Here is a 22,697-nt window from a genome sequence, read left to right as displayed (position 1 = left end):
GGTGTCAATCCTTCAGAATCGCTGCTGCGGCACGCGCGCGGTAGACCACGTCATCGAGGTCGTCACCGCTCACATTGACGTGTCCAACCTTGCGGCCGGGGCGGGGCGCTTTGCCATATTCGTGAAACTTCGCGGTCGGCTGGTTGGCGAATGCTGCGGGGTAACGGTCGGCGATAGTTCCGGATGCTGGTCCCCCGAGAACGTTAATCATGACCGTCCACGGCGAGCGCGCATCGGTCGCACCGAGGGGCAGATCGAGCACGGCACGCAAGTGTTGTTCGAATTGGCTCGTCACCGCGCCATCCATTGTCCAATGTCCGCTGTTGTGGGGGCGCATCGCGAGTTCGTTGATGAGTAGGCGTCCGTCGGAGGTTTCGAAGAGTTCTACGGCCAGTACGCCGGTGACGCCCAGTTTATCGGCAACGGTGCGCGCGATGGTGGCTGCGGCATCCGTTAGCGACGCTGAAAGCGACGGTGCGGGTGCGATGACTTCGGCGCAGACCCCGTCTTGCTGAATCGACTCGACAAGCGGCCACAACGCGACTTCACCACCCGGGCTGCGGGCGGCCAATTGCGCGAGTTCACGGGTGAACGACACGAGTTCTTCAGCCAAGAGCGGGTTGCCTGCCTCGAACCAATCCGCGACCTCGCTTGCGGCTGACACCACGCGAACGCCTTTGCCGTCGTAACCGCCGCGAGGCGTCTTTACGATCACTCGTCCACCATTTGCAGCCAAGAATCCGTCAAGCTCGGCCGGCGTCGACACACTCGCCCACTCAGGAACCGGTAGGCCCAGTCGGGTCAACTCCTGGCGCATCAGAATCTTGTCTTGCGCAACAGCCAAAGGTGCTGGGCCCGGATGCACAGAAACTCCAGCCTCGATGAGCTGAGCCAGCACATCCTGAGGCACGTGTTCGTGGTCGAAAGTGATGACGTCAACATCGCGCGCAAAAGCGAGAACGGTGTCAGCATCCGTGTAATCGCCGACGGCCGTTGCCGCCAACTGCGCGGACATTCCGTCGCTCTCGGCAAGCACGCGAAGCTCAATACCGAGCTCGATTGCGCGCGGGATCATCATTCTGGCCAGCTGGCCTCCGCCAATTACGCCCACGATCGGTGGCACTAGTGACTCCTGCACTGTCTAAGATGATGCCCAGCTTCGGGCCTAGCTTGGCGGGTTAGACTTCCAACCGCCCTGCCCCATTCTTGTCTACTGCGGAGATCACATGCGAAAGCTGCTCGGCCAATTCTTACGTTTCGGCGTAGTGGGGCTCGGCGGGCTCGTGATCGATGTCGCAGTATTCAATCTGTTGCGGATCACAATTCTCTCACCGGACGTTCTTCACGAAGGACCAGTGATCGCCAAGATCATCTCGACGACTGTGGCGATCGGCGCCAACTGGGTGGGCAATCGTCGCTGGACTTTCGCTACTGCCGGGCGTACCCGTGCGGCTCGTGAGGGCGTTGAGTTTGCCATCGTCAGCGTTGCCGGGATGGCAATCGGCGTTCTGTGCCTGTGGGTGTCTCACTACGTGCTCGGTTACACCTCGCTGCTGGCCGACAACATCGCCACCAACGTTGTGGGCCTCGCTCTCGGTGCCTTCTTCCGTTTCGCCCTCTACCGCTGGTGGGTTTTCAGCCCCAGCCGTGGCGTACTCGCAGCCGAGGCAGCGCTAGGGGCGACCCAACGCGCGATAGGTCCAGCCGGCTTCACGCCACTGCACCGGGTTCAAGCAATTTCGACCGTCGAGGATCGCGCGCACCGAAACGACTGAGCCGAGTTCGCTCGGGTCGATGTCGCGATATTCTCGCCATTCGGTGAGCACTAGCACGACATCAGCATCGCGAGCCGCTTCCTCGGCGCTAGCGACGTAGTCGAGCTCGGGGCGTAGGCGGCGCGACGTGTCAATCGCCTGCGGATCGGTGGCCCGAACGTGCCCACCCAACTCGGCCAGGCGAGCCGCGACATCGAGTGCCGGGGAGTCGCGCACGTCGTCAGAGTCTGGCTTGAATGCGAGTCCGAGCACCGCGATCTTCGCACCTTCGATCGTTCCACCAAGCACTTCGCGACACAGGTCGACCATTCGTTCACGTCGACGGAGGTTAATCGCGTCAACTTCCCCAAGGAAGTTCAGGGCATCTCCGGCGCCGAGTTCCGAAGCACGCGCCATGAATCCGCGGATGTCCTTCGGCAGGCAGCCACCGCCGAAACCGAGGCCAGCATTGAGAAAACGGCGGCCAATGCGCTGGTCATAACCGATTGCATCTGCGAGCTGGGTGACGTCGGCTCCCGTAACCTCTGCTACTTCCGCCATTGCGTTAATGAATGAGATCTTGGTGGCCAGAAAGGCGTTGGCCGCAACTTTGACGAGCTCAGAAGTGGCGAAATCGGTGATCACGCGCGGAATGTCTTGAGCGAGCACCGTGGCGTACACCTCATCAAGCACGGAGACTGAGTGGTCGTCGCCGGGACGAACTCCATAGACGAGTCGATCGGGGCTAATGGTGTCCTTGACGGCATAGCCTTCGCGCAAGAATTCTGGATTCCACGCCAAGTGCGCGCCGACTGCCTCGATGCGTGCGGCGAGCCGCTGAGCGGTTCCGACTGGCACTGTCGATTTGCCGACTACGACATCGCCCGGTGAAAGGTGGGCAACAATTCCGTCGAATGCGGACTCGACCGCACTGAGATCTACCGCGTTTGAGTCTTCTTGTTGAGGGGTGCCCACCGCGATGAAGTGCACAGTTGCCCCGTGCGCGAGGCTCATGTCGGTACTGAAAGTGAGCTTGCCCGCTGCAAGCGTTTCGCTCAAGAGTTCTGGCAAGCCAGGCTCATAGAACGGGGCCTTGGCCAATGCCAAGAGGTCAACTTTTGCTTGGTCAATGTCGATGCCAACAACATCGTGGCCAAGTTTTGCAAGCGAGGATGCATGAACGGCACCGAGGTAACCACATCCGACAACTGAGATCTTCACGCTGCGCACCCTATCTGATCAGAGTTAATAGAAAGTAGCGTGCGGTCGCTCCAGAGTCGAGAAAACAATCTCCATGAGGGGCAACGATCCTAACGAGTGCCCCACACTGTGGTCTCGTCTGAGGCCTGAGACTCGTCGCGTTGGCGCCGCATCGAGACAATATTCTGGTTGTTCTCCATGAGGTCATGCAGTGCCGCTTGAGTGATCGATACGGAGGGAATGTCGCGCAAAATGACCGGGTAGTCATGACCGGCGTTGATCAAGAGGTCACCGCTGCCGAACATCCGCTGCACCCAATTTTGGCGCACCGTCACGTCATAGCCGCGGCTATGCAGCAGCTCTTGCCTGACACGAACGAACACCCCGCTCGAGAGCACTACTCGTCGTGTGGTGATTGTGTAGTTTCTGGCGAGCCACCCAAAGAACGGCAAAAACCAAGCCACCACACTGAGCAGAAGGCCGGCGGCAAGCACGGCAAGGTTCTGCCAATCTTCCGCGAAGCTGCCAAAGAAGTAGCCGAGGGCCGCTGCGGTCGCCACCAAAACGATGCCGGGAAAGATCAGCGAACGCGCGTGTGACCGAACACGGGCGACAATCGCCTCGCGTTGAACGCTCACCGTCTCATTTGGCATAGCTCATTCATACCGCAGGTGAGTGACGTCCCCTGCCGCGACGTGCTGCAAGCTGCCGTTCGCGTCCTCCCTCACCACCAACTGACCCTGGTCGTCGACGGTTTCTGCAGTGCCGAAAATGCGCCCACCGTCTGGAAGCTCTACTCGCACGCGTCGACCGATCGTTCCGCATTCGGCGCGCACGGCATCCGCAATTCCGCTGCGCACGGCATCGAGCCCGCCTCCGAGGTACTGCTCATAAAGACCGGTAAGTTCCGTCAGATAGCTACTGAGTGCCAGATCAACACCGGGATCGGTGCCCTCCAACAGCAAAGACGTCGATACGGATGTCGGCAGCTCGTCGCGCTCAATAGTGAGGTTCAGCCCCGCACCTACGATCACGCCCGAACCGTCCGCCACGAGTTCTGAGAGCAGCCCAGAAATCTTCATGCCTTCGATCTGAACATCGTTTGGCCACTTGAGGGTGACTTCGCGATCACGCACCAGACTGCGCACGGCTCGAGCCATCGCCAGACCGCCGAGAAGCGGCATCCACGCCAAGGATCCAATGGATGCCTCAGCCGGCGCCAGCAACACCGAGACAGCGAATGTCTTGCCTGGGGGCGCGATCCACTCCCGGCCGAGTCGGCCACGACCCGCAGTCTGATTTGTCGTCACCACAGCGGAGAGGTGTTGCGCTTCACCGCGCGCGGCTCGCGCCATCAGCTCCTGATTGGTCGATCCGACCTCATCGAGGTACTCAAGCAGCGGGAGAACAGCGGAACTCAATGGAAGGTGCATCGCTTCAGCGTAAGGGCAGCGATATGTCTCTAGTGTTTCCTCAATGAAACCGGCCTCAAACTTGTGGGTTCCGCCAACCACACAAGCGGTCGATGGGTGGGTAAAGTGACACAGTGACCGAAGACAATACGACTCCAGACATGTTCACGACCGCCGGCCGGATCGCCGATCTCAAGAACCGCTATCACGAAGCTGTGACTGCCAGCGGTGACGCGGCGATCGAAAAGCAGCACGCTAAGGGCAAGATGACTGCTCGCGAGCGCATCGAACAGTTGCTCGATCACGGTTCATTCGTCGAGCTCGATGAGTTTGTTCGTCACCGCACTCACGCCTTCGGCATGGAAAAGAATCGCCCCTATGGGGACGCGGTCGTCACCGGTACCGGCACGATCCACGGCCGTCAAGTTGCCGTCTACGCTCAAGACTTCACGATCTTTGGTGGCTCGCTTGGTGAGGTTGCCGGCGAGAAGATCATCAAGATTATGGATCACGCGATGAAGACGGGCGTTCCGATCATCGGCATGTTCGACTCTGGTGGAGCTCGCATTCAAGAGGGCGTTGTGGCTCTCGGCAAGTATGGCGAAATTTTCCGTCGCAACACTCAGGCGTCGGGCGTCATCCCGCAGATTTCTATCATCATGGGCCCGGCCGCCGGTGGAGCGGTCTACTCCCCTGCGCTGACCGACTTCATCATTATGGTCGACAAGACCAGCCAAATGTTTGTTACCGGGCCCGATGTCATCAAGACGGTTACCGGCGAAGACGTCGGCATGGAAGAGCTCGGTGGCGCGCTCACCCACAACAAGGTGTCGGGCGTTGCCCACTACCTGGCGAGCGATGAAGAGGATGCTCTCGACTACGCCCGCACCCTGGTCGGCTTCTTGCCAGACAACAACCTGTCGGATGCTCCCGTCTACGAGAGTGAAGTTGAGCTGGAAATTACGGATGAGGATCGCAAGCTCAACACGATCATTCCCGACAGCCCCAACCAGCCCTATGACGTGAAGACGATCATCGAGCACATCGTTGATAACGGCGACTTTCTCGAGACGCAGCCGTTGTTTGCGCCCAATATCGTCGTAGGTTTCGGTCGCGTCGAAGGGCGCTCGGTCGGAATCATCGCCAACCAGCCGCAAGCGATGGCAGGAACCCTCAACATCGAAGCTGGTGAGAAGGCCGCCCGCTTCGTTCGCTTCTGTGACGCTTTCAGCATCCCGATTCTTACTCTCGTGGATGTTCCCGGTTACCTTCCTGGCACCGACCAGGAGTGGACCGGCGTGATCCGCCGTGGGGCAAAGCTGCTCTATGCGTATGCCGAAGCAACCGTGCCGCTGGTTACCGTCATCACTCGTAAGGCGTATGGCGGGGCCTACATCGTGATGGGTTCCAAGCAGTTGGGTGCAGACCTCAACTACGCGTGGCCGACGGCTGAGATCGCTGTTATGGGCGGCCAGGGCGCCGTCAACATCTTGTACCGCGGTGAGATCAAAGCTGCAGAGGCCGCCGGCGAGGATGTCGCTGCCGTTCGCACGCGCCTCGCCAACGAGTACACCTACAACGTTGCGAGCCCGTTCTTGGCTGCGGAGCGAGGCGAGCTCGACGGAGTTATCGAGCCTGCTGCTACTCGTGTGCAGGTCGTGAAGGCTCTGCGCGCGCTCCGCACCAAGCGTGCGAGCATGCCACCCAAGAAACACGGGAACATTCCACTGTGACCGGCACAGAGTCGAACGACGAGCCAGCCGACATCCGCATCGTCTCCACCAGCGTCACTCCGGAGGAAATCGCGGCAGTCACCGCAGTCGTGCGTGCTGCTCTTGCAGAGTCCGCAGAGCTGGCCGGGGTGGATGAGACGGCACCGGTCTCTGCGTGGGCACGCAGCCAGCGCCCCATACGCGCACCGGTACATCTTGGACTGGGCGCCTGGAACGCAAGCGCCCGACGCTAAAGTTTCTCTGTTCGCGAGGGCCTGATCATTTCGCAGTCGTACCCCAATTGCGGGTCACGGAATTGGTTGATGTCCACAAAAATAGAGTGATTTCCGCACCGTTTCGAGAATATTGTCCCCCGAGAGTCCCCCAAAGAACCGACTTTGCACATCATGTTCTTAGTGCAGAATATTAAGTGCTAGGTGTCTCTCCATAGGAGTTACACCGCCAAAGGTTGGCCGACTAGGGTAAGCGGGCCAATTCTTTGGGGGCGGGTCAGGACGGTATTCGGGTTATCGTCCTGACCCGGGTTCTAGCGAAGAGTCGGAGAAGTGCTTCTATAGCCACTCCGGCTCTTCCGCCGTTAACCGACTCTACGCCCAGTTTGGTGACCAAGCCGGCTTGGTCACCAAGGTCAGTGCGTGAGCTAAGCGTCGTGTGCACTCGCTGAGCGGCGAGCTAAACAAGCGCGGCGTCGACGCGGGGAATCTCAAGCCAAATGTCGACGACATCCTCTTCAAGCGAATCCTGGCCGAGTGCTCTTGATTCGCCATCGCCAACGCTGTGGAGACCGACGACCGTAACTGCGACATCGGAGCCCTCTGGAACGGTACGGGCGATCACCCTGTCTGCGCTGGTGGATTGAATCGCTAGTGCCAGCCGATTGAGCACTCTGTCTAGATCGGCGTCAGACAGATCGTCGATGCCGCCCTCGTCGAGCAGGGTTACCGTCGCACCGCGACGTCGCGCAATCATCACCTGATCACGCACTGCGTCGTTGAGCAGCTTACGGCCGCGGATCTCATCCCGAATAGCGCCCTCAAGGTTGAGACACTCGCGGCGTTCTGCTTCAGAGAGGTCGCCATTGGACTCCCGAATGCGTTCAAGCATCGTCAAGGCCATCGCGCCAGTCTGTTCGAGCCGGAACTGCCGCTCATGCACATGGGCGTCTTGAGCCGCCTGCCACTCAGTTGCTTCCTGCTCAGCCAGAATGAAGCGCTGGGCGTCTTTGGACGCCTTGGCAAGGCCGCTGCTGAGTACGTGCGATACCGCGACCCACGATGCACTGCCGACGATACCCAGGCTGAATAGTCCTGCCGGACCAACTGGGCCAAGACTGAAGGTATGCGCGATCAGGAATCCGATGCCCAACCACGCGAAAGTGTGACGACCTCGAGTAGAGGTAATTGTGAGCAGCGTTCCACTGGCTGCGACGTACCACGTTGCGTACCCGGTGCCCCCCTCACGGTCGAAGTCGAGTTCGTTGGCTACGAGGAGAGTAATCGCAACGACCGTTGCAAAGTTGAAAGTTGCCATCCAGATCGGCATCCGGACCGTGCCGAACGGGAGAAGACTGATGATCGTTGCGACGCCGTAGAGCGCCATCGCAACGTAGATCGGGCCCGGTCGAGCGGGAACATCAATCGTATAGAGGGCCAACAGGATGTGGTACCCGGAGAACAGTGCGGCCATTCCGACGATGAGATAACGCGGTACTCCGATATTCATTGGGCACCTTCTTCGCCGATATCGTCAGGGCCCAGCGGCTCATCATTCTCGTTATCGTGCGGCCACTGAATACACACTTCGGTGCCAGCGCCCGGTATTGAAGCGATTGCGGTGCGACCACCAGCGTTTGCCACTCGCTCCACGATTGATACCCGCACGCCCAAACGCTCTTGTGGCACACGGTCAAGGTCGAATCCTCGGCCGGTATCTGTCACGAGAACTTCGATTCCGTTGCCTTCAAGCCCGCGCACTTCGATGCTGCGTTCGGTGCCCGCACCGCCGGCATGCTGGAGGCTGTTGACCATCGCTTGCACGGCAGCGGCATGAACGGCTTCGGCCGCGACTGCGGGTAGCGACCTGGCACCAACGCTTCGAACGGAGAACTGGAAGTTTGACGCGAGCAGTTCAGCCGATGTCACAATACGCTGGGCAAGCTCTGTCGCCTGCACTGTCGAGATGTCATCTGGCGAACTTGATGCTGCTTCCTTCAGGTGGCTGATGGCGTTTCCTGCCATCACCGCGCCGAGCCGCTGCGCCTCTGGCAGGTACGCTCGCGCAGCCGAAATCAGCGTGGTCAGCACACTGTCGTGCACAATCGAGTCGACCTGAACACGCTCCACTTCGGTGGCGTGTTGCCGCACCGCGTTGCCATAGCGCAGCAGCGCCGTTGCTTGTGCATTGTCGACGTTGGACGCAGCTTGGCGAAGCATCGTCACAATGATCATGATCGCGCTGCCCAAAATGAGTGCGTAGAAGGCTTCCAGCACAGCCAGCTGCCGGGGGGCATCGCCACCGACGGGAAGGTTTCGCACGATGAAATAAACGAGCGGAGCCGCGAGAAGGTAGATGGTGGCGAGCACTCGACCGAAGGCAATCGCTGCCATCGCGGTCCCAACGGTAATGAGGTAGTTGAGCCAGTGGATGCCGCTGAATACTTCGCCGTCAGGAATGACCGTGAATGGCCAGCTCAGCAGTGTCAAGAAATAGACAACAGCAAAGGTGCCATGCGCCCCTCGCACCCACCGATTCGAGAACGAGGCAATTGCCGCGAGAAGCAGCGACCCAAAGAGTGCTGGCACAAACAGCCACAGCCACCATGGCTCTGCGTGGTGCATTTGGTCGAGCAACCACGGCACGGTCTGTGCACCGAAAACGAGCCCAATCACAGCAACCGAACGCGAAATTACCCGTTCAACCTGTTTACGGCTGATCGGGTTTCGTGGCTGCTTCGCCGATGGCGGTTGGCGCGCCGAGACGAGGCTAGTGGCCATCGCCGCCTTCCGAGTCCAAGCCCGGAAGGATTCCGTCTTCGACGGCGCGACGCAGAAGATCGACCTTCGTCGGTGCGGGGCGGCCTACTTCGACGTACTTGACACGGATGCGGTCGAGATATTCGCGCGCAGTCGAGTAGCCAATTCCTAGTTGCTCTGCCGCAAGCTTGAGAGGCAAACCCGAAGCATAAAGGTGGAGAATCTCTCGTTCGCGGCGACCCAGTTGCGCTTTCGAGAAGTCGCGGTCTGCGTCGATCGCGGTTGCCCACTCAAGGTTGTTGAGCACGTCGCCGCGCGCAACCGTTGCTGCGGCTGCGAGCACAGTTTTGGTGGCAGACGATTTAGGGATCACTCCTGCCGCTCCCGCGGCGAGTGCCTCACGAACGCTGGCGACGCGGTCCGCAATGCTGTGCACGAGCACTGCCGAGCCTGTGGCTTGAACGTTCTTGACGTTGTCGGTGACGGTTGAGCCGTCGCCAAGTGAAAGGTCGAGCACGACAACGTCTATCTCGCGACCATTGAGACCATCAACGAGCTCTTTGACGGTCGCGGCGGCGAGAACGAAGTCGTAGCCTTCGTCGATAAAGGCTGCTTTGAGCCCGAGTCGAACGGATTCGTGATCGTCAACAACAGCAACGGTGATTTTGCTTTGCGCGCTTTCATTGGGCGATGCGGTCCCGGATGGTCCTGCCTGGGCCATGTGGCGTCCTCCTGAGTTTCTGCCCCCATCGTAGTCACGATACGGGGAAATCACGCCCGAATGGGGGCTAACACGCGCGCTTAGTTGCGCGTAAATGTCCCGACTGCTTCCACGTGATGCGTGTGCGGAAAGAGATCGAATGCCTGAACTTTAGCGAGTGTGTAGCCCTGTTCGCCGAAGAATGCGACATCCCGTGCGAACGCAACAGGGTCGCACGCCACATAGACCACTTGAGCGGGTTTCGCTGCGCCGACCAACTCAACCACTTCGCGGCCTGCTCCTGACCGCGGTGGGTCGAGCACAATGGTGGCGCGTTCCAGGCGAGCACGCTCGGTGCTCGTGGCGTTGCTGACCAGCTGACGAAGCCAGCGATCGACGCGGCCCGTCTCTGCATGTGCGCCTAACCATTCCGAGAGATTCTTGGCGGCGTGATCGGTAGCGGTGGACTCCGCTTCAACGGTGGTGATCTTGGTTGCGGGGCCAAACTTGTCACCCACCGCTGCAGCGAACAGGCCGACGCCACCATAGAGGTCCAAGTTGGATGCTGCTGGATCAAAAAGTTCGGGGTCGATCGCGTCTTGCACGGCAGCGGTCAGCACTTCGGCGGCGCCGTGGTGCACTTGCCAGAATCCGGAGTCGAGCAAAGAGAATTCGCGCTCCCCCACTAGCTCGGTGATCACTTGTGGCTTCTGCTTGCCCATGATGAGGCGTACTCCGCCGCTGCTGGGGTTGAGCACGTCTACGCGCTCGAAGCCGTCGAAGTTCTGGCTGAGCGGGGCTCCTGCAGAAAGTTCGGGGGTTGCCAGTGGAAGGTCGGCAACCGGGATTACCCGATGGGAGCGAGCCGCGAATGGGCCAACGTTGCCGTGTTCGTCGACGTGGAGGCTCACGCGGGTGCGCCATCCGAGTCCATTGCGTTCATCGTCCCCGGGGACAGCTTCAACGACGGGCGCAAGCGTGACTGCGGCCATGCGTTCAAGCGATTCGGCAAGAATTTGCGCTTTGAGGGCACGCTGGTGGTTGAGGTCGATGTGCCCGAACTCGGCACCACCGGCTCGGTTGCCTGGATCACGGTCGATGCTTGCCGCCGACCACACGTGGTCTCGACGGTGTTCACTCGCCGTAACAACTTTCACTGTTTCTGCGCGCCAGAACGACTTCTTCTTGTCGTCGGTGATGCGCACAAGTACGCGTTCACCGGGGATCGCGTCGGAAACAAAAACGACACGACCATCGTGACGCGCAACACTCACACCCCCGTGCGCAATGTTGGTAACGTCTACTTCGATCATTTGGCCAAGCCATTCACCCATCCCTAAAGCATAGGAGCCCTGTGCGCCTTTATCTTGCGTCAACCTCTCCCGCACGGCTCGCAACGTTGCGTGCCGCCGGTGTTGACCCGGTGCTCGTGGCCTCCGGCGTAGATGAAGAAACTGTTACTGCTGCAGCGCCTGGACCCCTCGACGGCCCCGCACTTGTTGAGTTATTGGCCCGCGCGAAGGCTGAGGCGGTCACCGATTCACGCATCAACGGTGAGCCGATTAACGGATTCATTCTCGGCGGAGATTCTGCGTTCGAATTAGATGGCGAATTGTTCGGAAAGCCGCACGAACCTGACATCGCTAAGCAGCGCTGGCGTGCACAGCGGGGGCGCACTGGTGTCTTGCACTCGGGACATTGGCTCATTGATCACCGTGGTGGCGAGATTCGCGGTGCGACAGGGGCGGTGTCAAGCGCGAGTGTCACGTTCGCTTCCAACATCACGGATGCCGAGATTGACGCCTATGTCGCGACGGGCGAGCCGCTGAAGGTCGCCGGAGCGTTCACTATCGACAGCTTGGGCGCCGCGTTCATCACGAGCATTGAGGGTGACCCGCACGCTGTTGTCGGGCTTTCTGTCTCGCTGCTGCGCCAACTCATGCGCGAGTTCAATGCGGAATGGACTGATCTCTGGAACATGGAGCGCCCCAGTCTGTAGGCATCCACAGTGCTTGCCCTCTTTTTTTGTGGGCAATACCTCAAGGCTTCGGCCGTAACCCCCTTAAGCTAGGTCACTATGGCTCGTATTACGAAGGTACTCATCGCCAACCGCGGAGAGATCGCCGTTCGCGTTATCCGCGCGGCTAAAGACAGCGGCATCGGTTCTGTAGCGGTATACGCCGATCAGGATCGGGATGCTCGGCACGTCAAGCTCGCCGATGAGGCATATGCACTAGATGGCGCTACGAGCGGCGAAACGTATCTCGTGATCGACAAGATCTTGTCGATCGCTCGCCGTTCCGGTGCTGACGCGATCCACCCCGGTTATGGTTTCTTGGCCGAGAACGCAGAGTTCGCCCGCGCCGTCATTGACGCTGGCATCATCTGGATCGGTCCATCACCTGAAGCGATCGAGAAGTTGGGCGACAAAGTTTCTGCCCGCCACATCGCCGAGAAGGTTGGCGCACCGCTAGCCCCCGGAACCCTGAACCCCGTTTCTGGTGCCGCCGAGGTACTCGACTTTGTTGATATCCATGGTCTTCCCGTTGCCATCAAGGCAGCGTTTGGTGGCGGGGGCCGTGGCCTCAAGGTTGCGCGCACTCGCGAAGAGATTCCCGAGCTGTTCGATTCGGCGACCCGTGAAGCCGTTGCGGCTTTCGGTCGTGGCGAGTGCTTCGTTGAGAAGTACCTCGACCAGCCTCGCCACGTCGAAACCCAGTGTCTTGCGGATGCTCACGGCAATGTTGTTGTGATCTCCACCCGCGACTGCTCGCTGCAGCGTCGTCACCAGAAGCTTGTTGAAGAGGCTCCGGCGCCGTTCCTCAGCAATGAGCAGAACAAGGCCCTCTACGAGTCTTCTAAGGCCATCCTGCGCGAGGTGGGCTACCTCGGCGCCGGCACGTGTGAGTTCTTGGTTGCCAAGGACGGCACCATTTCCTTCCTCGAGGTCAACACTCGCCTGCAGGTTGAGCACCCCGTGTCTGAAGAAGTCACCGGTATCGACCTGGTTCGCGAGCAGTTCCGCATTGCTGAGGGTGGAGTGCTCGACTACGACGACCCCATCCCGCGCGGTCACTCTTTCGAATTCCGTATCAATGGTGAGGATGCCGGACTCAACTTCATGCCATCGCCCGGCCCCGTACACGTTCTGCGCATGCCAGGCGGCCCCGGCATCCGTGTCGATAGCGGTGTCACGACGGGTGACGAAATCAGTGACGCATTCGATTCGCTGCTCGCCAAGCTCATCGTCACTGGTTCGAGCCGTGAGGATGCCCTCGAGCGTTCGCGTCGGGCCCTTGACGAGTTTGAGGTTACTGGCCTTCCCACGGTGCTGCCGTTCCACCGAAAGATCGTTCGCGATCCTGCCTTCACGAGCAGCCCGTTCACGATTTACACGCGTTGGATCGAGACCGAGTTCGATAATGACATCGAACCGTGGACCGGCTCGCTCGGTGAACCCACAGTTGCTGCTGCACGCCACAACGTTGTTGTCGAAGTTGGGGGTAAGCGGGTTCAGGTGAACTTGCCGTCGAAGCTCGTTCCGAGCACCTCAACGGGAGCAACCCTTTCGGCTGCGCCCAAGCGTCGCACCGCATCAGCGGTCAACACGATCACGGGTGACTCAGTGAAGGCGCCGATGCAGGCAACAATTGTGAAACTCGCTGTGGCTGAGGGTGACAAGGTCGTCAAAGGCGATCTGATCATCGTGCTCGAGGCAATGAAAATGGAGCAGCCGCTCGTAGCGCACAAGGACGGCGTTGTTGCGTCGATGAACGCAAGCATCGGCTTGACGGTGTCGTCAGGTCATCTACTTCTGAACATCGCCGACTAGGTTCTCCTCGCGGCGCTAGCTGTACTGAGTCATGGGGTTGGCGACGGATGCGCCAACGAAAGGATCAGCGGAACCAGGCCTGTGCCCGGGAGACCGGGGAGGGGCGTGTATAGTTTCTCCTAGTCTTCTTCTGGTGAGGCCGGGCCGATGCCAGTGAGACATAGTCGGCGATACCGATCACAGGGGGTCTGGGGTCTCGCGCCCTACTCGAAACGGAGCACTGCCGTGTTCAAGAAGACCGCGCTCATGCTGCTCGCATCCGCATCCGTGTTTCCCCTGTTGCTTACCGGGGTTGCTGCTCAGGCAAATCCACCTCAATTCGGCACAGACAGTGCCATAGAGGATGCCCCGCCCGTGGCGTTGCCCCCGATCATGGACACATATCCGCTGAGTGACTTCGTGGCAGCCGGGAAAGAACTGCCCGATGCGCTCGTGGAAGCCATCTATCGTGATCTGGACCAGAGCGCAGAAGAGTACCTCGCCGAGGCCGCGGCAGCGGTCGATGCCGCGACTTTGCTCACGACTCTGATCTCCCGAGGTGTTGACGTCGAGGGCTCGGACCTCGCCGGCGTCGAACTTCGCGTCTTCGTGAGTGACCCTGCCGATGCAGAGATTGTCGAGGCGCTGGGGGCCAGTGTTGTCGTTGGAGTGCCACCGGTAGTTGATTTCAGCGACGTGGATTTCACCCCGATGGCGGATCTGCGTGGTGGGCAGGCATTTTATGTGCCAGTCGATGACAAAGGAGGTAACCGATGTTCAGTGGGGTTCAACGGCTACAGCCAAATAGCAGGGGGTCGACAGTTTGTTGCGGCAGGCCACTGTTACGCACCACCGCCTACAGGCGATGCAAACTATGTATCGCTCAGCCAGGCGAGCCCAACCATTACGGGCGCTACGCTCACTTCTTCTGACTCCATCGGCACCGCGTACGCGGCAAGCGTGAAGTTCGGCGGCGGCTATGACTCGATGATGGTGAACATAACGAACTCCAGCCTGACGTCGAAAAATGAGGTGCTCACCTGGGGTGGAGGGCAGGGTGCCCCCCTTGCATCTACTCCGCTAGCGGTTCGTGACACTATTGTCGGGGTGCCAGGGGCACCAGTCTGTAAGTCGGGATCCACAACCGGATGGACCTGTGGGCAGATTCTGGCTGTTGACCGGACCGTTTCGCTCACCACGGGTGAAACGGTCAATGTTGTCATCGCGGATTTGTGCATGTTGCCTGGTGACAGCGGTGGGCCGGGGATCGTGGGAAGCTCAGCTTTGGGCATCAACTCTTCGGGCAGTTGGACGACCAGTTGCCAGGCTGCCGATCAAGTAGATCCCAACCCAGTCTCAGCGTTCTTCCCCATGGACTCCACAAGCTCAACCAAGCCGTCAATCGCGCGCTACGGAAATACCACGTGGGAGCTCGGCGTTGACGTCGCAGCGCCAGTCGTGACGTCGCCAGCCGGTGGCGCTGGTGCCATCAGCTCCAACGGCTCGATTTCGGGAACGCTCGCGTACGGTAATACCCGCCACAGGGTGCGCGTCTTCATCGATGGGAAAATGACAAAAACGACTGCCCCAGTGAACCCGGACGGCACATGGTCGACGAGTCTCGTCGGGTACGCTCCAGGGCAGCACACTTACCAGCTTCAAGCCGAGTGGGGCCAAACGTCCAAGTCGACGCTGGTATCTGGCTCGTTTAGCATCAGCGCCCCACCAACTGATCGCATTACGGGACAAGACCGCTATGAGGTAGCGATCAATGTTTCGAAGCGGTTGTACCCGAATGCTGCGATCGATTCGCCTAGCGTTGTCTATGTGGTGACAGGTTCGGACTACCCGGATGCGCTGAGCGCGGCTCCGGCCGCGGTGAGCGAGGGCGCGCCCCTGCTGCTGACGCGCCCAACCCTGCTGCCCGCGGCCGTGAAAGCGGAGCTACAAAGACTTAGTCCTCAGAAGATTGTCGTGGTTGGGGGAACAGGTGCGGTCACGTCGGCGGTGTTCTCCCAGTTGCAGGCGATCGCTCCTCAGGTCCTGCGGCTGGGTGGTGCGGATCGCTATATCTCGGCGCGAACTGTGGTGGACTACGCGTTCGTTAGCGCAACTACGGCCTATGTCGCTACCGGGCAGAACTTCCCAGACGCCCTGGCTGCCAGCGCCGCCGGTGGCGCAATCGGCGCCCCGGTGATTCTCGTGAGAGGAGGGCTGACCACACTTGATGCCTCGACTCGGAATCTGCTTATTTCGCTGGGGGTCACTCAGATCAAGATTGCTGGCGGCCCGGGTGTCGTATCGTCCGGCATCGCTAACGCGCTTGCCTCGATCGCGCCGGTGACGCGCTTGGGTGGGGCAGACCGTTTCCTCACCTCCGATGCCATCAACAGTGATGCGTATACGAGTGCATCGCGTGTCTACCTGACGACGGGCTACAACTTCCCGGATGCACTTGCTGGGGCTGCTCTCGCCGGCAAAGAAGCTGTGCCCATGTATTCAGTCAAGACCGCCTGCATTCCCAGCTATGTCTTGGCCGATATTGCGGCGCTTGGCGCTGGCACGGTGACACTGCTGGGTGGACCAGGAGCACTCACTCAGGCCGTGGCAAACCTCACACCCTGTTAGCGTTCAGCCGCAGGCGACGATCGCGTAGAGCCCGACCGTGCAATTCGACGGAGTGAAGTCTATGACCGTCGGGCCTTAGACCGCGGGTGGCGGGCGTTCGAAGCACGACATTAACCCTACCTGCGGGTGAAACTAGTGGTGGACCCTAGGAGATTTGAACTCCTGACCTCCTCGATGCGAACGAGGCGCGCTACCAACTGCGCCAAGGGCCCGTACTGCTGAACCAACAATATCACTCAGTGTTCGCCGAGGGGGACGTGCCGATGTCGCTCGCCACACTCCACTTTCGCTAGGGCAGGTACCCGTGTTTTCGGGCGATTGCTACCGCCGCGAAGCGCGACGAAGCATCGAGCTTTTTCATTGCGCTGCTGAGATACCCCTTAACAGTTTGCTCAGTGAGAGAGAGCAACGCCGCTGTACGAGCGTTGCTGTAGCCGAGCGCTACACACGAGAGCACATCTGTCTCTCGTGGCGACAGCCGGAGAGTCGCAGCCGTGGTTGGGAGACCCTCTGTCTGGACCCTCAGAACGTCGGCAAGTCCTCGGCTGATGTTTCGAAGCTTCTGCCTGACATCTTTATCCGAGACATGAGCAGCGAGTTGGCGAATCTGGGCAAACTGTTCACGCAGATGCTCTTCTGCCGCGGGAGAAAAGCCACCACCCTGCGTCGACCGCAACGCGACCATTCGACGCGTCACCTCATCCCGGATTGCGAGTTCTTTGCCCAGTGCATCGGCAATGGCTACAGCGGGGCGAGCGGCGAGAGTGTCTGGCATGACAAGCGAGTGAGAACCTGCATAGATCAACCCACGCAACGTTCCTGAAGCAACGATCGGAATAGCCAGAAGGGACACGACTCCTTCACCGAGCACCGGGCCGTCATAATCATGAGTGATATGCGGAGAGTTCTCGTAGTCGCGCGTGAACCGGGGGCTTCTCTGAGCCATTGCGAGCCCGCCAAGCCCGCGCTCTTTTCGCACCCGCAAGCCGTCAAGTCTGCCCGTTCGGGCCCCACTAAAGGCACTGACGGTGAGTTCGGTGCCCGAGATGAGGCCACCAAACGACAGGCTAAATCCAGTGCTGGCGGCGACCTCTCGAGTGGCTTGCTGGATCAGATCGAAGTCACTCGATTCAGATATCGGCGTCATTGCGGATTCCCAACTTTCGGGGGTATTTCGTGCGGTACACCCTCCGTAACCTGACATTAGCACGGGAATTTCTACCCCAGCAGAAATCCCACATCACACATTTCAAGGGAGAAATTGATGTCAGCTGCCCCTTTAACGGAGCGAATCTCTTCACAGGAACCTGCATCGTGCGCGCGCCAGCAAAACAACTCTTTCGCCGAAATCCAGGCCCATGCAACTCACGATCCGAACGGTTTTTGGCTGCAGCAAGCGGAACGCATCGACTGGTTCATCCCACCAACCCTTGCCACTCCCGAACAAGCCACCCAGCCAGGGAGCGACCAAGGCTGCTGGTTTGCGGACGGAACGCTCAACATGAGCGTCAACGCTCTCGACCGCCATGTGGCCGCCGGCCGAGGGGACCAACCAGCGCTCATCTCCGATTCGGCAATGACGGGGGAACAGGGTGTCGTGAGCTACGCCCAACTCCTCGAACGCGTGCGCAAATTTGCCGGAGCATTGCGCGAACTCGGAGTCGGAGCAGGTGATCGCGTGTTGATCTACCTGCCGATGATCCCTGAAGCGGTCGTGGCGATGCTTGCTTGCGCTCGAATCGGCGCCATCCACTCCGTCGTGTTCGGTGGCTTTGCCGCAAGCGAACTAGCGGTGCGGATCAACGATGCCACGCCATCCGTCATCGTCACCGCAACCGGCGGTCTCGAGCCATCCCGTGCGGTGGAGTACCTCCCGATCGTGCATCAAGCGATCGCTCTGAGCGCCGGTAGCATTCGCTACGTTGTCGTCAAAGACCGCCCTCAACTCGACGGCGATATCGCCGAATACGCCAACGGTGCCACCAGCAGAGGCTCTGTCGATGTGGCGTGGCTCGATTGGGATGAGCTCGAGGCGGCGGCACTGCCTGCCGATGCTGTCGAGATGCGTGCCCAAGATCCGCTCTACATTTTGTACACCTCAGGTACCACCGGCAGCCCCAAAGGGGTGGTCCGCGATACCGGCGGCTACGCGGTGGCTCTCCAGTGGGCCATGAGCCACATCTACGGAATCGACAACCAACACACAATCTTTACCGCTTCGGATGTTGGCTGGGTCGTTGGCCATTCCTTCATTGTCTATGGTCCGTTGATTGCCGGCGCGGCGACAGTTTTGTACGAAGGTAAGCCCATCGGCACACCCGATGCTGGCACGTTCTGGCGGCTCATTCAGGACTACAAGGTCGACGTGCTCTACACCGCACCGACAGCGCTGCGCGCCATCCGCAGAGAGGATCCCACACTCGACGAACTCGGCAAATACGACACCTCCAGTTTGCAAGCGGTCTACCTCGCGGGCGAGCGCCTCGACACCGAGACCTGGCACTGGGCCAACAACGGCATCCGTGTTCCCATCATCGATCACTGGTGGCAGACAGAGACCGGATGGCCGATCTGCGCGAACCCTCGTGGCGTGCAGCAACTCCCCTCGAAAGCGGGATCGACCGGTGTGCCGATGCCGGGCTTCGTTCCGCGGATCCTCGATCGCGAAGGCAATGACGTCACGAAGCCAGGCACAGAGGGAAACATCGCCATTCGGCTGCCCCTACCTCCTGGTGCCCTCATCGGGCTATGGGGAAGCCCGGAAAGGTTCGCGGGCTCATACCTCGAAGAATTCCCGGGCTACTACTCGACGGGCGACGCCGGCTATTTCGATGACGAGGGCTATCTCTTCGTGATGGGCCGCACCGATGATGTGATCAACGTGGCCGGGCACCGCCTCTCGACAGGATCACTCGAAGAAGTTCTCGCACAGCATCCGGATGTCGCAGAGTGTGCCGTTCTCGGTCTACGCGATGAGTTGAAAGGCCAACGCGCGGCAGGTTTCGTCACGGTGAAGCATGGTCACAACCGGATAGAAAGCGATCTCGCTAGAGAACTTGTGGCACTCGTGCGTGAGGTCATTGGCCCGGTGGCAGCATTCCGCGACGTGATGATTGTCGAGAGACTGCCGAAGACGCGTTCCGGAAAGATCCTCCGCAAAACCATTCGACAAATCTTCGATGGCGACGAAGTACGGGTTCCGCCGACCATCGAAGACGTCACGGTGCTAGATCCCCTGTTTGTCGCTGCCGGACGCACTCGCTCTCAGTAGCTCTCGATTCATCCATCCCATTAACCAATTGTTTGAGGCAAGGAGGCCCCAGATGTCTGATGAAAACTCCCCCACCAGGGACGCAACTCCCCCACCCAGCGAGCCCGCACACGCGCACGGCGTGACCGCAGGGCTCAACTACCAAGAGGAGGAGAAAGACCCTGCATTTGTGGAACTCAAACGGCGACACCGCTCGTTTGTGTTCCCCCTCACGATCGTCTTTCTGCTGTGGTATTTCGGCTACGTGATTCTGGCTGCTTACGCCCATGACTTCATGTCCACCCCGGTCTTCGGAGTTATCAACGTCGGGCTACTACTCGGCTTTGGCCAGTTCATCAGCACGTTCGTGATCACCATGACCTACGTGTCATTCGCCAACCGTCGGCTAGACCCTCTCGCCGCCCAGATCAGAGCAGACCTTGAGTCGAAGGAGTCAGCAGCATGATCGCCCTCAGCCTGAGCACACTTGCCACCGCCGTAGATGCCGAGTCCCAGAGCAATCCGGTTCTCAATATTTCGATCTTCATCGCATTTGTCGGAATCACCCTGTTCATCGTGATCCGTGCCAGTCGAAACAACGCGACCGCTGCGGACTACTACGCGGGAGGTCGCTCGTTCACAGGCCCACAAAACGGGTTCGCGATCACCGGTGACTACCTGTCGGCAGCATCCTTCCTTGGCATCGTCGGGGCGATCGCGATCAATGGATACGACGGATTCTTGTACTCCATCGGCTTCCTCGTCGCCTGGCTCGTCGCCCTGCTGCTGGTTGCCGAACTCATGCGCAACACCGGCAAGTTCACGATGGCGGATGTTCTTTCCTTCCGTCTGCAGCAACGTCCGGTCAGGATGGCGGCCGCGGCAACAACGCTCGCGGTCTGCTTCTTCTATCTGCTGGCGCAGATGGCCGGAGCGGGAGGCTTGGTCTCTCTGCTCTTGGGAATCGACGACAAGATCGGTCAATCGATTGTGGTTGCCGTCGTCGGCGGTCTCATGATTCTTTACGTGCTGATCGGCGGGATGAAGGGCACCACCTGGGTGCAAATTGTGAAGGCGTTCCTGCTGGTGGGGGCCGCAATAGCGATGACCATCTGGGTGCTCATTCTCAATGGCTTCGACCTCTCGCGCGTGCTGCAGAGTGCCGTCGACAACTCCGTGGCGACACCCGCCGACGCGATCCTTGCGCCGGGGCTCAAATACGGTTCGAATCCGCTGGACTTCATCTCGCTGTCGATTGCGCTCGTGCTCGGTACGGCGGGTTTGCCACACGTGCTCATGCGCTTCTACACGGTGCCGACAGCGAAAGAAGCACGACGGTCTGTGGTGTGGGCGATCTGGCTCATCGGTGGCTTCTACCTACTCACGCTCGTACTTGGCTACGGCGCTGCAGCCCTGGTGGGTTCCGAAACGATTCAGAATGCCCCGGGCGGCGTGAACTCCGCGGCGCCGTTGCTGGCGCTCGAACTCGGCGGGCCGCTGCTGCTCGGCTTCGTCTCGGCGATCGCATTCGCGACGATCCTCGCGGTGGTGGCCGGGCTCACGATCACGGCGGCGGCATCTTTCGCTCACGACATCTACTCGAACGTGATCAAGAAGGGCAAGGGAGACCCCGATGCCGAGGTCAAGATCGCTCGACGCACCGTCGTAGTGATCGGTGTGCTCGCGGTAGCTGGAGGCATCGGTGTTCAAGGTCAGAACATCGCCTTCCTCGTGGCTCTTGCGTTCGCGGTTGCGGCAAGCGCGAACCTCCCGACGATCCTGTACTCGCTGTACTGGAAGCGGTTCAACACTCGCGGTGCGGTGTGGAGCATGGTCGGAGGCCTCGCGGCGGCGGTTCTGCTGATCGTGTTCTCGCCCGTGATGAGCGGTACGCCGACATCGATGTTGGGAGCGGATGTGAACTTCGCGATCTTCCCCCTCCAGAATCCCGGAATCGTCTCTATTCCGCTCGGGTTTGCGCTTGGCTGGCTCGGAACGGTCACCTCACGGCGACAGGAGGACCCTGAGCTTGCAGCCGAGATGGATGTACGCTCGCTCACCGGGCACGGCGCTGAGGCTGCAACAGAACACTAGAGCGACGACGGGGCGTGCGGCTTGGAATCACCGCACGCCCCGTCGCTATGCGCACATAGGACGAGTGCCCGAGAGCTCGCGCTCCACCAACAGGAGACAACGCCTTCTGCATCAACTGCGTGGCACGCTAGCTGGCGCGACGACGACGAGCGAGTGCAGCATCCAGATCGGGTGCGCTGCCATCGATGTCGACGATGCCCATGCCTGCAAATCGGCTAGGGACGGCAGCAGCAGGAACCGCGATGGGCTTCGCCGGTGCCAGCTTGGCTTCGCGGGCAAGCTCTGCTTCGCGGGTCGCTGCGGCCATCGCGACGGTGTTGGCGCGCAGCACTTGTTCGGCAGATTCTGCCGCGGCACGAAGCTCGGTGTCGATGTCGGCAGCGTGACGTGCGGCGGCCACTGCTGCTGCTGGGGTGTTGCTGCGCGTCAGGTACATGGGTTTGGGTACGGGAACCGGGGTCCAGCTGACCTTGGAAGTGACGTCTTCTATGGGAGCCTCAGACGAGAGCACGATACGGCGACGCGGCGCGGCTGTGCGCACAGCCGCGCCGCTTTCGGCCCTTCGGGCACGCGAGCGTTCAGCGAGCCGGGAGAGCATGGCACTCGCACTGATTCCGGCGATCGTCGCGGTGGCGAGAACCAGCCAGGCACCGGAAACGATTGCAGCACCCGAGGTCACGATCAACGAGAGCTGCACCCCAACAACAATGACGCTGGCGAGGAGCACGAGAGCGGTGAGTGCTCGGGTGCGGCGAAGGCGTCGAACCGAGAGCGCGAGCACCTGCTCGCGAGTGGGCGGCGTCACAGCGCGCCCCACAGCAACAGGACCCTGCAGTGCGCGAGCTTTGGCCAGCTCAGCGGCATGACGGGCAACGGTCTCGGCACGCACTTCTTCGGGCAACTCAGAGGTCTGTGCGAGAACCCGGATCGTCTGCTGCAGTCGAACGGCATTGCGCTCGGTAGCGAGGTATTCGCGGTTCTTTAACCAGTTAGGAACCAAGTACACCAGCCAGAGCCCTGCTGCGAGCGCGATCATTACGCCGCCGCCGATGCTGGTGAATTCCATGGCTATACGGTACGAGCATCCGCGCAAGACTTGCTGTCGGCACGCGGCAGTGGAATCAAAATATGCTGAGAATTCCC

At 60.2% G+C, this 22,697-nt stretch carries 19 protein-coding genes and 1 tRNA gene; 9 read left to right on the top strand and 11 right to left on the bottom strand.

The window, feature by feature from the left end:
- Positions 1-4 precede the first annotated feature (4 nt).
- On the bottom strand, positions 5-1,123 hold the full coding sequence (locus tag ACTJJW_RS04435; RefSeq protein ID WP_462642932.1) for a 5-(carboxyamino)imidazole ribonucleotide synthase: 1,119 nt from the start codon (positions 1,121-1,123) through the stop codon (positions 5-7).
- Between the two features lie 103 nt (positions 1,124-1,226).
- Between ACTJJW_RS04435 and ACTJJW_RS04430 the strand changes: the two genes are divergently transcribed.
- Positions 1,227-1,775, top strand: a complete 549-nt coding sequence (locus tag ACTJJW_RS04430; RefSeq protein WP_462642931.1) for a GtrA family protein — start codon at positions 1,227-1,229, stop codon at positions 1,773-1,775.
- Here the strand turns inward: ACTJJW_RS04430 and ACTJJW_RS04425 are convergent.
- The 3 genes from ACTJJW_RS04425 to ACTJJW_RS04415 all read right to left on the bottom strand — a co-directional run bounded on the left by ACTJJW_RS04425 (position 1,674) and on the right by ACTJJW_RS04415 (position 4,387).
- Complete coding sequence (locus ACTJJW_RS04425) at positions 1,674-2,975, bottom strand: UDP-glucose dehydrogenase family protein (protein ID WP_462642930.1); 1,302 nt, start codon at positions 2,973-2,975, stop codon at positions 1,674-1,676. The genes ACTJJW_RS04430 and ACTJJW_RS04425 overlap by 102 nt on opposite strands.
- 89 nt (positions 2,976-3,064) lie before the next feature.
- The gene (locus tag ACTJJW_RS04420; RefSeq protein ID WP_462642929.1) at positions 3,065-3,607 is read right to left on the bottom strand and encodes a PH domain-containing protein; all 543 of its coding nucleotides are present in this window, start codon (positions 3,605-3,607) and stop codon (positions 3,065-3,067) included.
- 3 nt (positions 3,608-3,610) lie between these two features.
- On the bottom strand, positions 3,611-4,387 hold the full coding sequence (locus tag ACTJJW_RS04415; protein WP_462642928.1) for a biotin--[acetyl-CoA-carboxylase] ligase: 777 nt from the start codon (positions 4,385-4,387) through the stop codon (positions 3,611-3,613).
- A 140-nt stretch (positions 4,388-4,527) separates the two neighbouring features.
- On the opposite strand from ACTJJW_RS04415, the gene ACTJJW_RS04410 reads away from it, so the two are divergent.
- Together ACTJJW_RS04410 and ACTJJW_RS04405 are read left to right on the top strand one after the other, a co-directional pair.
- The gene (locus ACTJJW_RS04410) at positions 4,528-6,099 is read left to right on the top strand and encodes an acyl-CoA carboxylase subunit beta (RefSeq protein WP_462643206.1); all 1,572 of its coding nucleotides are present in this window, start codon (positions 4,528-4,530) and stop codon (positions 6,097-6,099) included.
- Positions 6,096-6,332, top strand: a complete 237-nt coding sequence (locus ACTJJW_RS04405; protein ID WP_462642927.1) for an acyl-CoA carboxylase epsilon subunit — start codon at positions 6,096-6,098, stop codon at positions 6,330-6,332. The genes ACTJJW_RS04410 and ACTJJW_RS04405 overlap by 4 nt, the downstream gene beginning before the upstream one ends.
- 439 nt (positions 6,333-6,771) lie before the next feature.
- Here ACTJJW_RS04405 and ACTJJW_RS04400 read toward each other — a convergent pair whose 3' ends face one another.
- From ACTJJW_RS04400 to ACTJJW_RS04385, 4 genes are all read right to left on the bottom strand, one after another.
- On the bottom strand, positions 6,772-7,821 hold the full coding sequence (locus ACTJJW_RS04400; protein WP_462642926.1) for a hypothetical protein: 1,050 nt from the start codon (positions 7,819-7,821) through the stop codon (positions 6,772-6,774).
- The gene (locus ACTJJW_RS04395) at positions 7,818-9,092 is read right to left on the bottom strand and encodes a sensor histidine kinase (RefSeq protein ID WP_462642925.1); all 1,275 of its coding nucleotides are present in this window, start codon (positions 9,090-9,092) and stop codon (positions 7,818-7,820) included. The genes ACTJJW_RS04400 and ACTJJW_RS04395 overlap by 4 nt, the downstream gene beginning before the upstream one ends.
- The gene (locus ACTJJW_RS04390; protein WP_462642924.1) at positions 9,082-9,792 is read right to left on the bottom strand and encodes a response regulator transcription factor; all 711 of its coding nucleotides are present in this window, start codon (positions 9,790-9,792) and stop codon (positions 9,082-9,084) included. The genes ACTJJW_RS04395 and ACTJJW_RS04390 overlap by 11 nt, the downstream gene beginning before the upstream one ends.
- Before the next feature lie 80 nt (positions 9,793-9,872).
- A complete protein-coding gene (locus ACTJJW_RS04385) occupies positions 9,873-11,105 on the bottom strand; it encodes a class I SAM-dependent RNA methyltransferase (protein ID WP_462642923.1) in 1,233 nt (410 codons plus the stop codon).
- A 20-nt stretch (positions 11,106-11,125) separates the two neighbouring features.
- On the opposite strand from ACTJJW_RS04385, the gene ACTJJW_RS04380 reads away from it, so the two are divergent.
- From ACTJJW_RS04380 to ACTJJW_RS04370, 3 genes are all read left to right on the top strand, one after another.
- Positions 11,126-11,770, top strand: a complete 645-nt coding sequence (locus tag ACTJJW_RS04380) for a Maf family protein (RefSeq protein WP_462642922.1) — start codon at positions 11,126-11,128, stop codon at positions 11,768-11,770.
- Between the two features lie 78 nt (positions 11,771-11,848).
- Positions 11,849-13,603: an acetyl/propionyl/methylcrotonyl-CoA carboxylase subunit alpha gene (locus ACTJJW_RS04375; protein WP_462642921.1), complete on the top strand. Its 1,755-nt coding sequence runs from the start codon at positions 11,849-11,851 to the stop codon at positions 13,601-13,603.
- A gap of 225 nt (positions 13,604-13,828) precedes the next feature.
- Positions 13,829-16,210: a cell wall-binding repeat-containing protein gene (locus tag ACTJJW_RS04370; protein WP_462642920.1), complete on the top strand. Its 2,382-nt coding sequence runs from the start codon at positions 13,829-13,831 to the stop codon at positions 16,208-16,210.
- A 136-nt stretch (positions 16,211-16,346) separates the two neighbouring features.
- On the opposite strand, the gene ACTJJW_RS04365 is transcribed toward ACTJJW_RS04370, so the two are convergent.
- Positions 16,347-16,422: transfer RNA gene (locus ACTJJW_RS04365), tRNA-Ala, on the bottom strand.
- A gap of 77 nt (positions 16,423-16,499) precedes the next feature.
- Complete coding sequence (locus ACTJJW_RS04360) at positions 16,500-17,357, bottom strand: LuxR C-terminal-related transcriptional regulator (RefSeq protein ID WP_462642919.1); 858 nt, start codon at positions 17,355-17,357, stop codon at positions 16,500-16,502.
- Between the two features lie 201 nt (positions 17,358-17,558).
- On the opposite strand from ACTJJW_RS04360, the gene ACTJJW_RS04355 reads away from it, so the two are divergent.
- From ACTJJW_RS04355 to ACTJJW_RS04345, 3 genes are read left to right on the top strand one after another with little or no spacing between them, the layout of a single operon-like run.
- On the top strand, positions 17,559-19,481 hold the full coding sequence (locus ACTJJW_RS04355; RefSeq protein WP_462643205.1) for an AMP-binding protein: 1,923 nt from the start codon (positions 17,559-17,561) through the stop codon (positions 19,479-19,481).
- Positions 19,482-19,533: 52 nt separating this feature from the next.
- Positions 19,534-19,926 (top strand): DUF485 domain-containing protein, encoded by a 393-nt coding sequence (locus ACTJJW_RS04350; RefSeq protein ID WP_462642918.1) that lies wholly within the window; start codon positions 19,534-19,536, stop codon positions 19,924-19,926.
- The gene (locus ACTJJW_RS04345; RefSeq protein WP_462642917.1) at positions 19,923-21,554 is read left to right on the top strand and encodes a solute symporter family protein; all 1,632 of its coding nucleotides are present in this window, start codon (positions 19,923-19,925) and stop codon (positions 21,552-21,554) included. The genes ACTJJW_RS04350 and ACTJJW_RS04345 overlap by 4 nt, the downstream gene beginning before the upstream one ends.
- 127 nt (positions 21,555-21,681) lie before the next feature.
- Here ACTJJW_RS04345 and ACTJJW_RS04340 read toward each other — a convergent pair whose 3' ends face one another.
- A complete protein-coding gene (locus tag ACTJJW_RS04340) occupies positions 21,682-22,620 on the bottom strand; it encodes a hypothetical protein (protein ID WP_462642916.1) in 939 nt (312 codons plus the stop codon).
- Positions 22,621-22,697: the final 77 nt, after the last annotated feature.

Source organism: Rhodoglobus galactosidasius (assembly GCF_054957775.1).
This window is presented reverse-complemented; position numbering and strand designations above follow the sequence as displayed.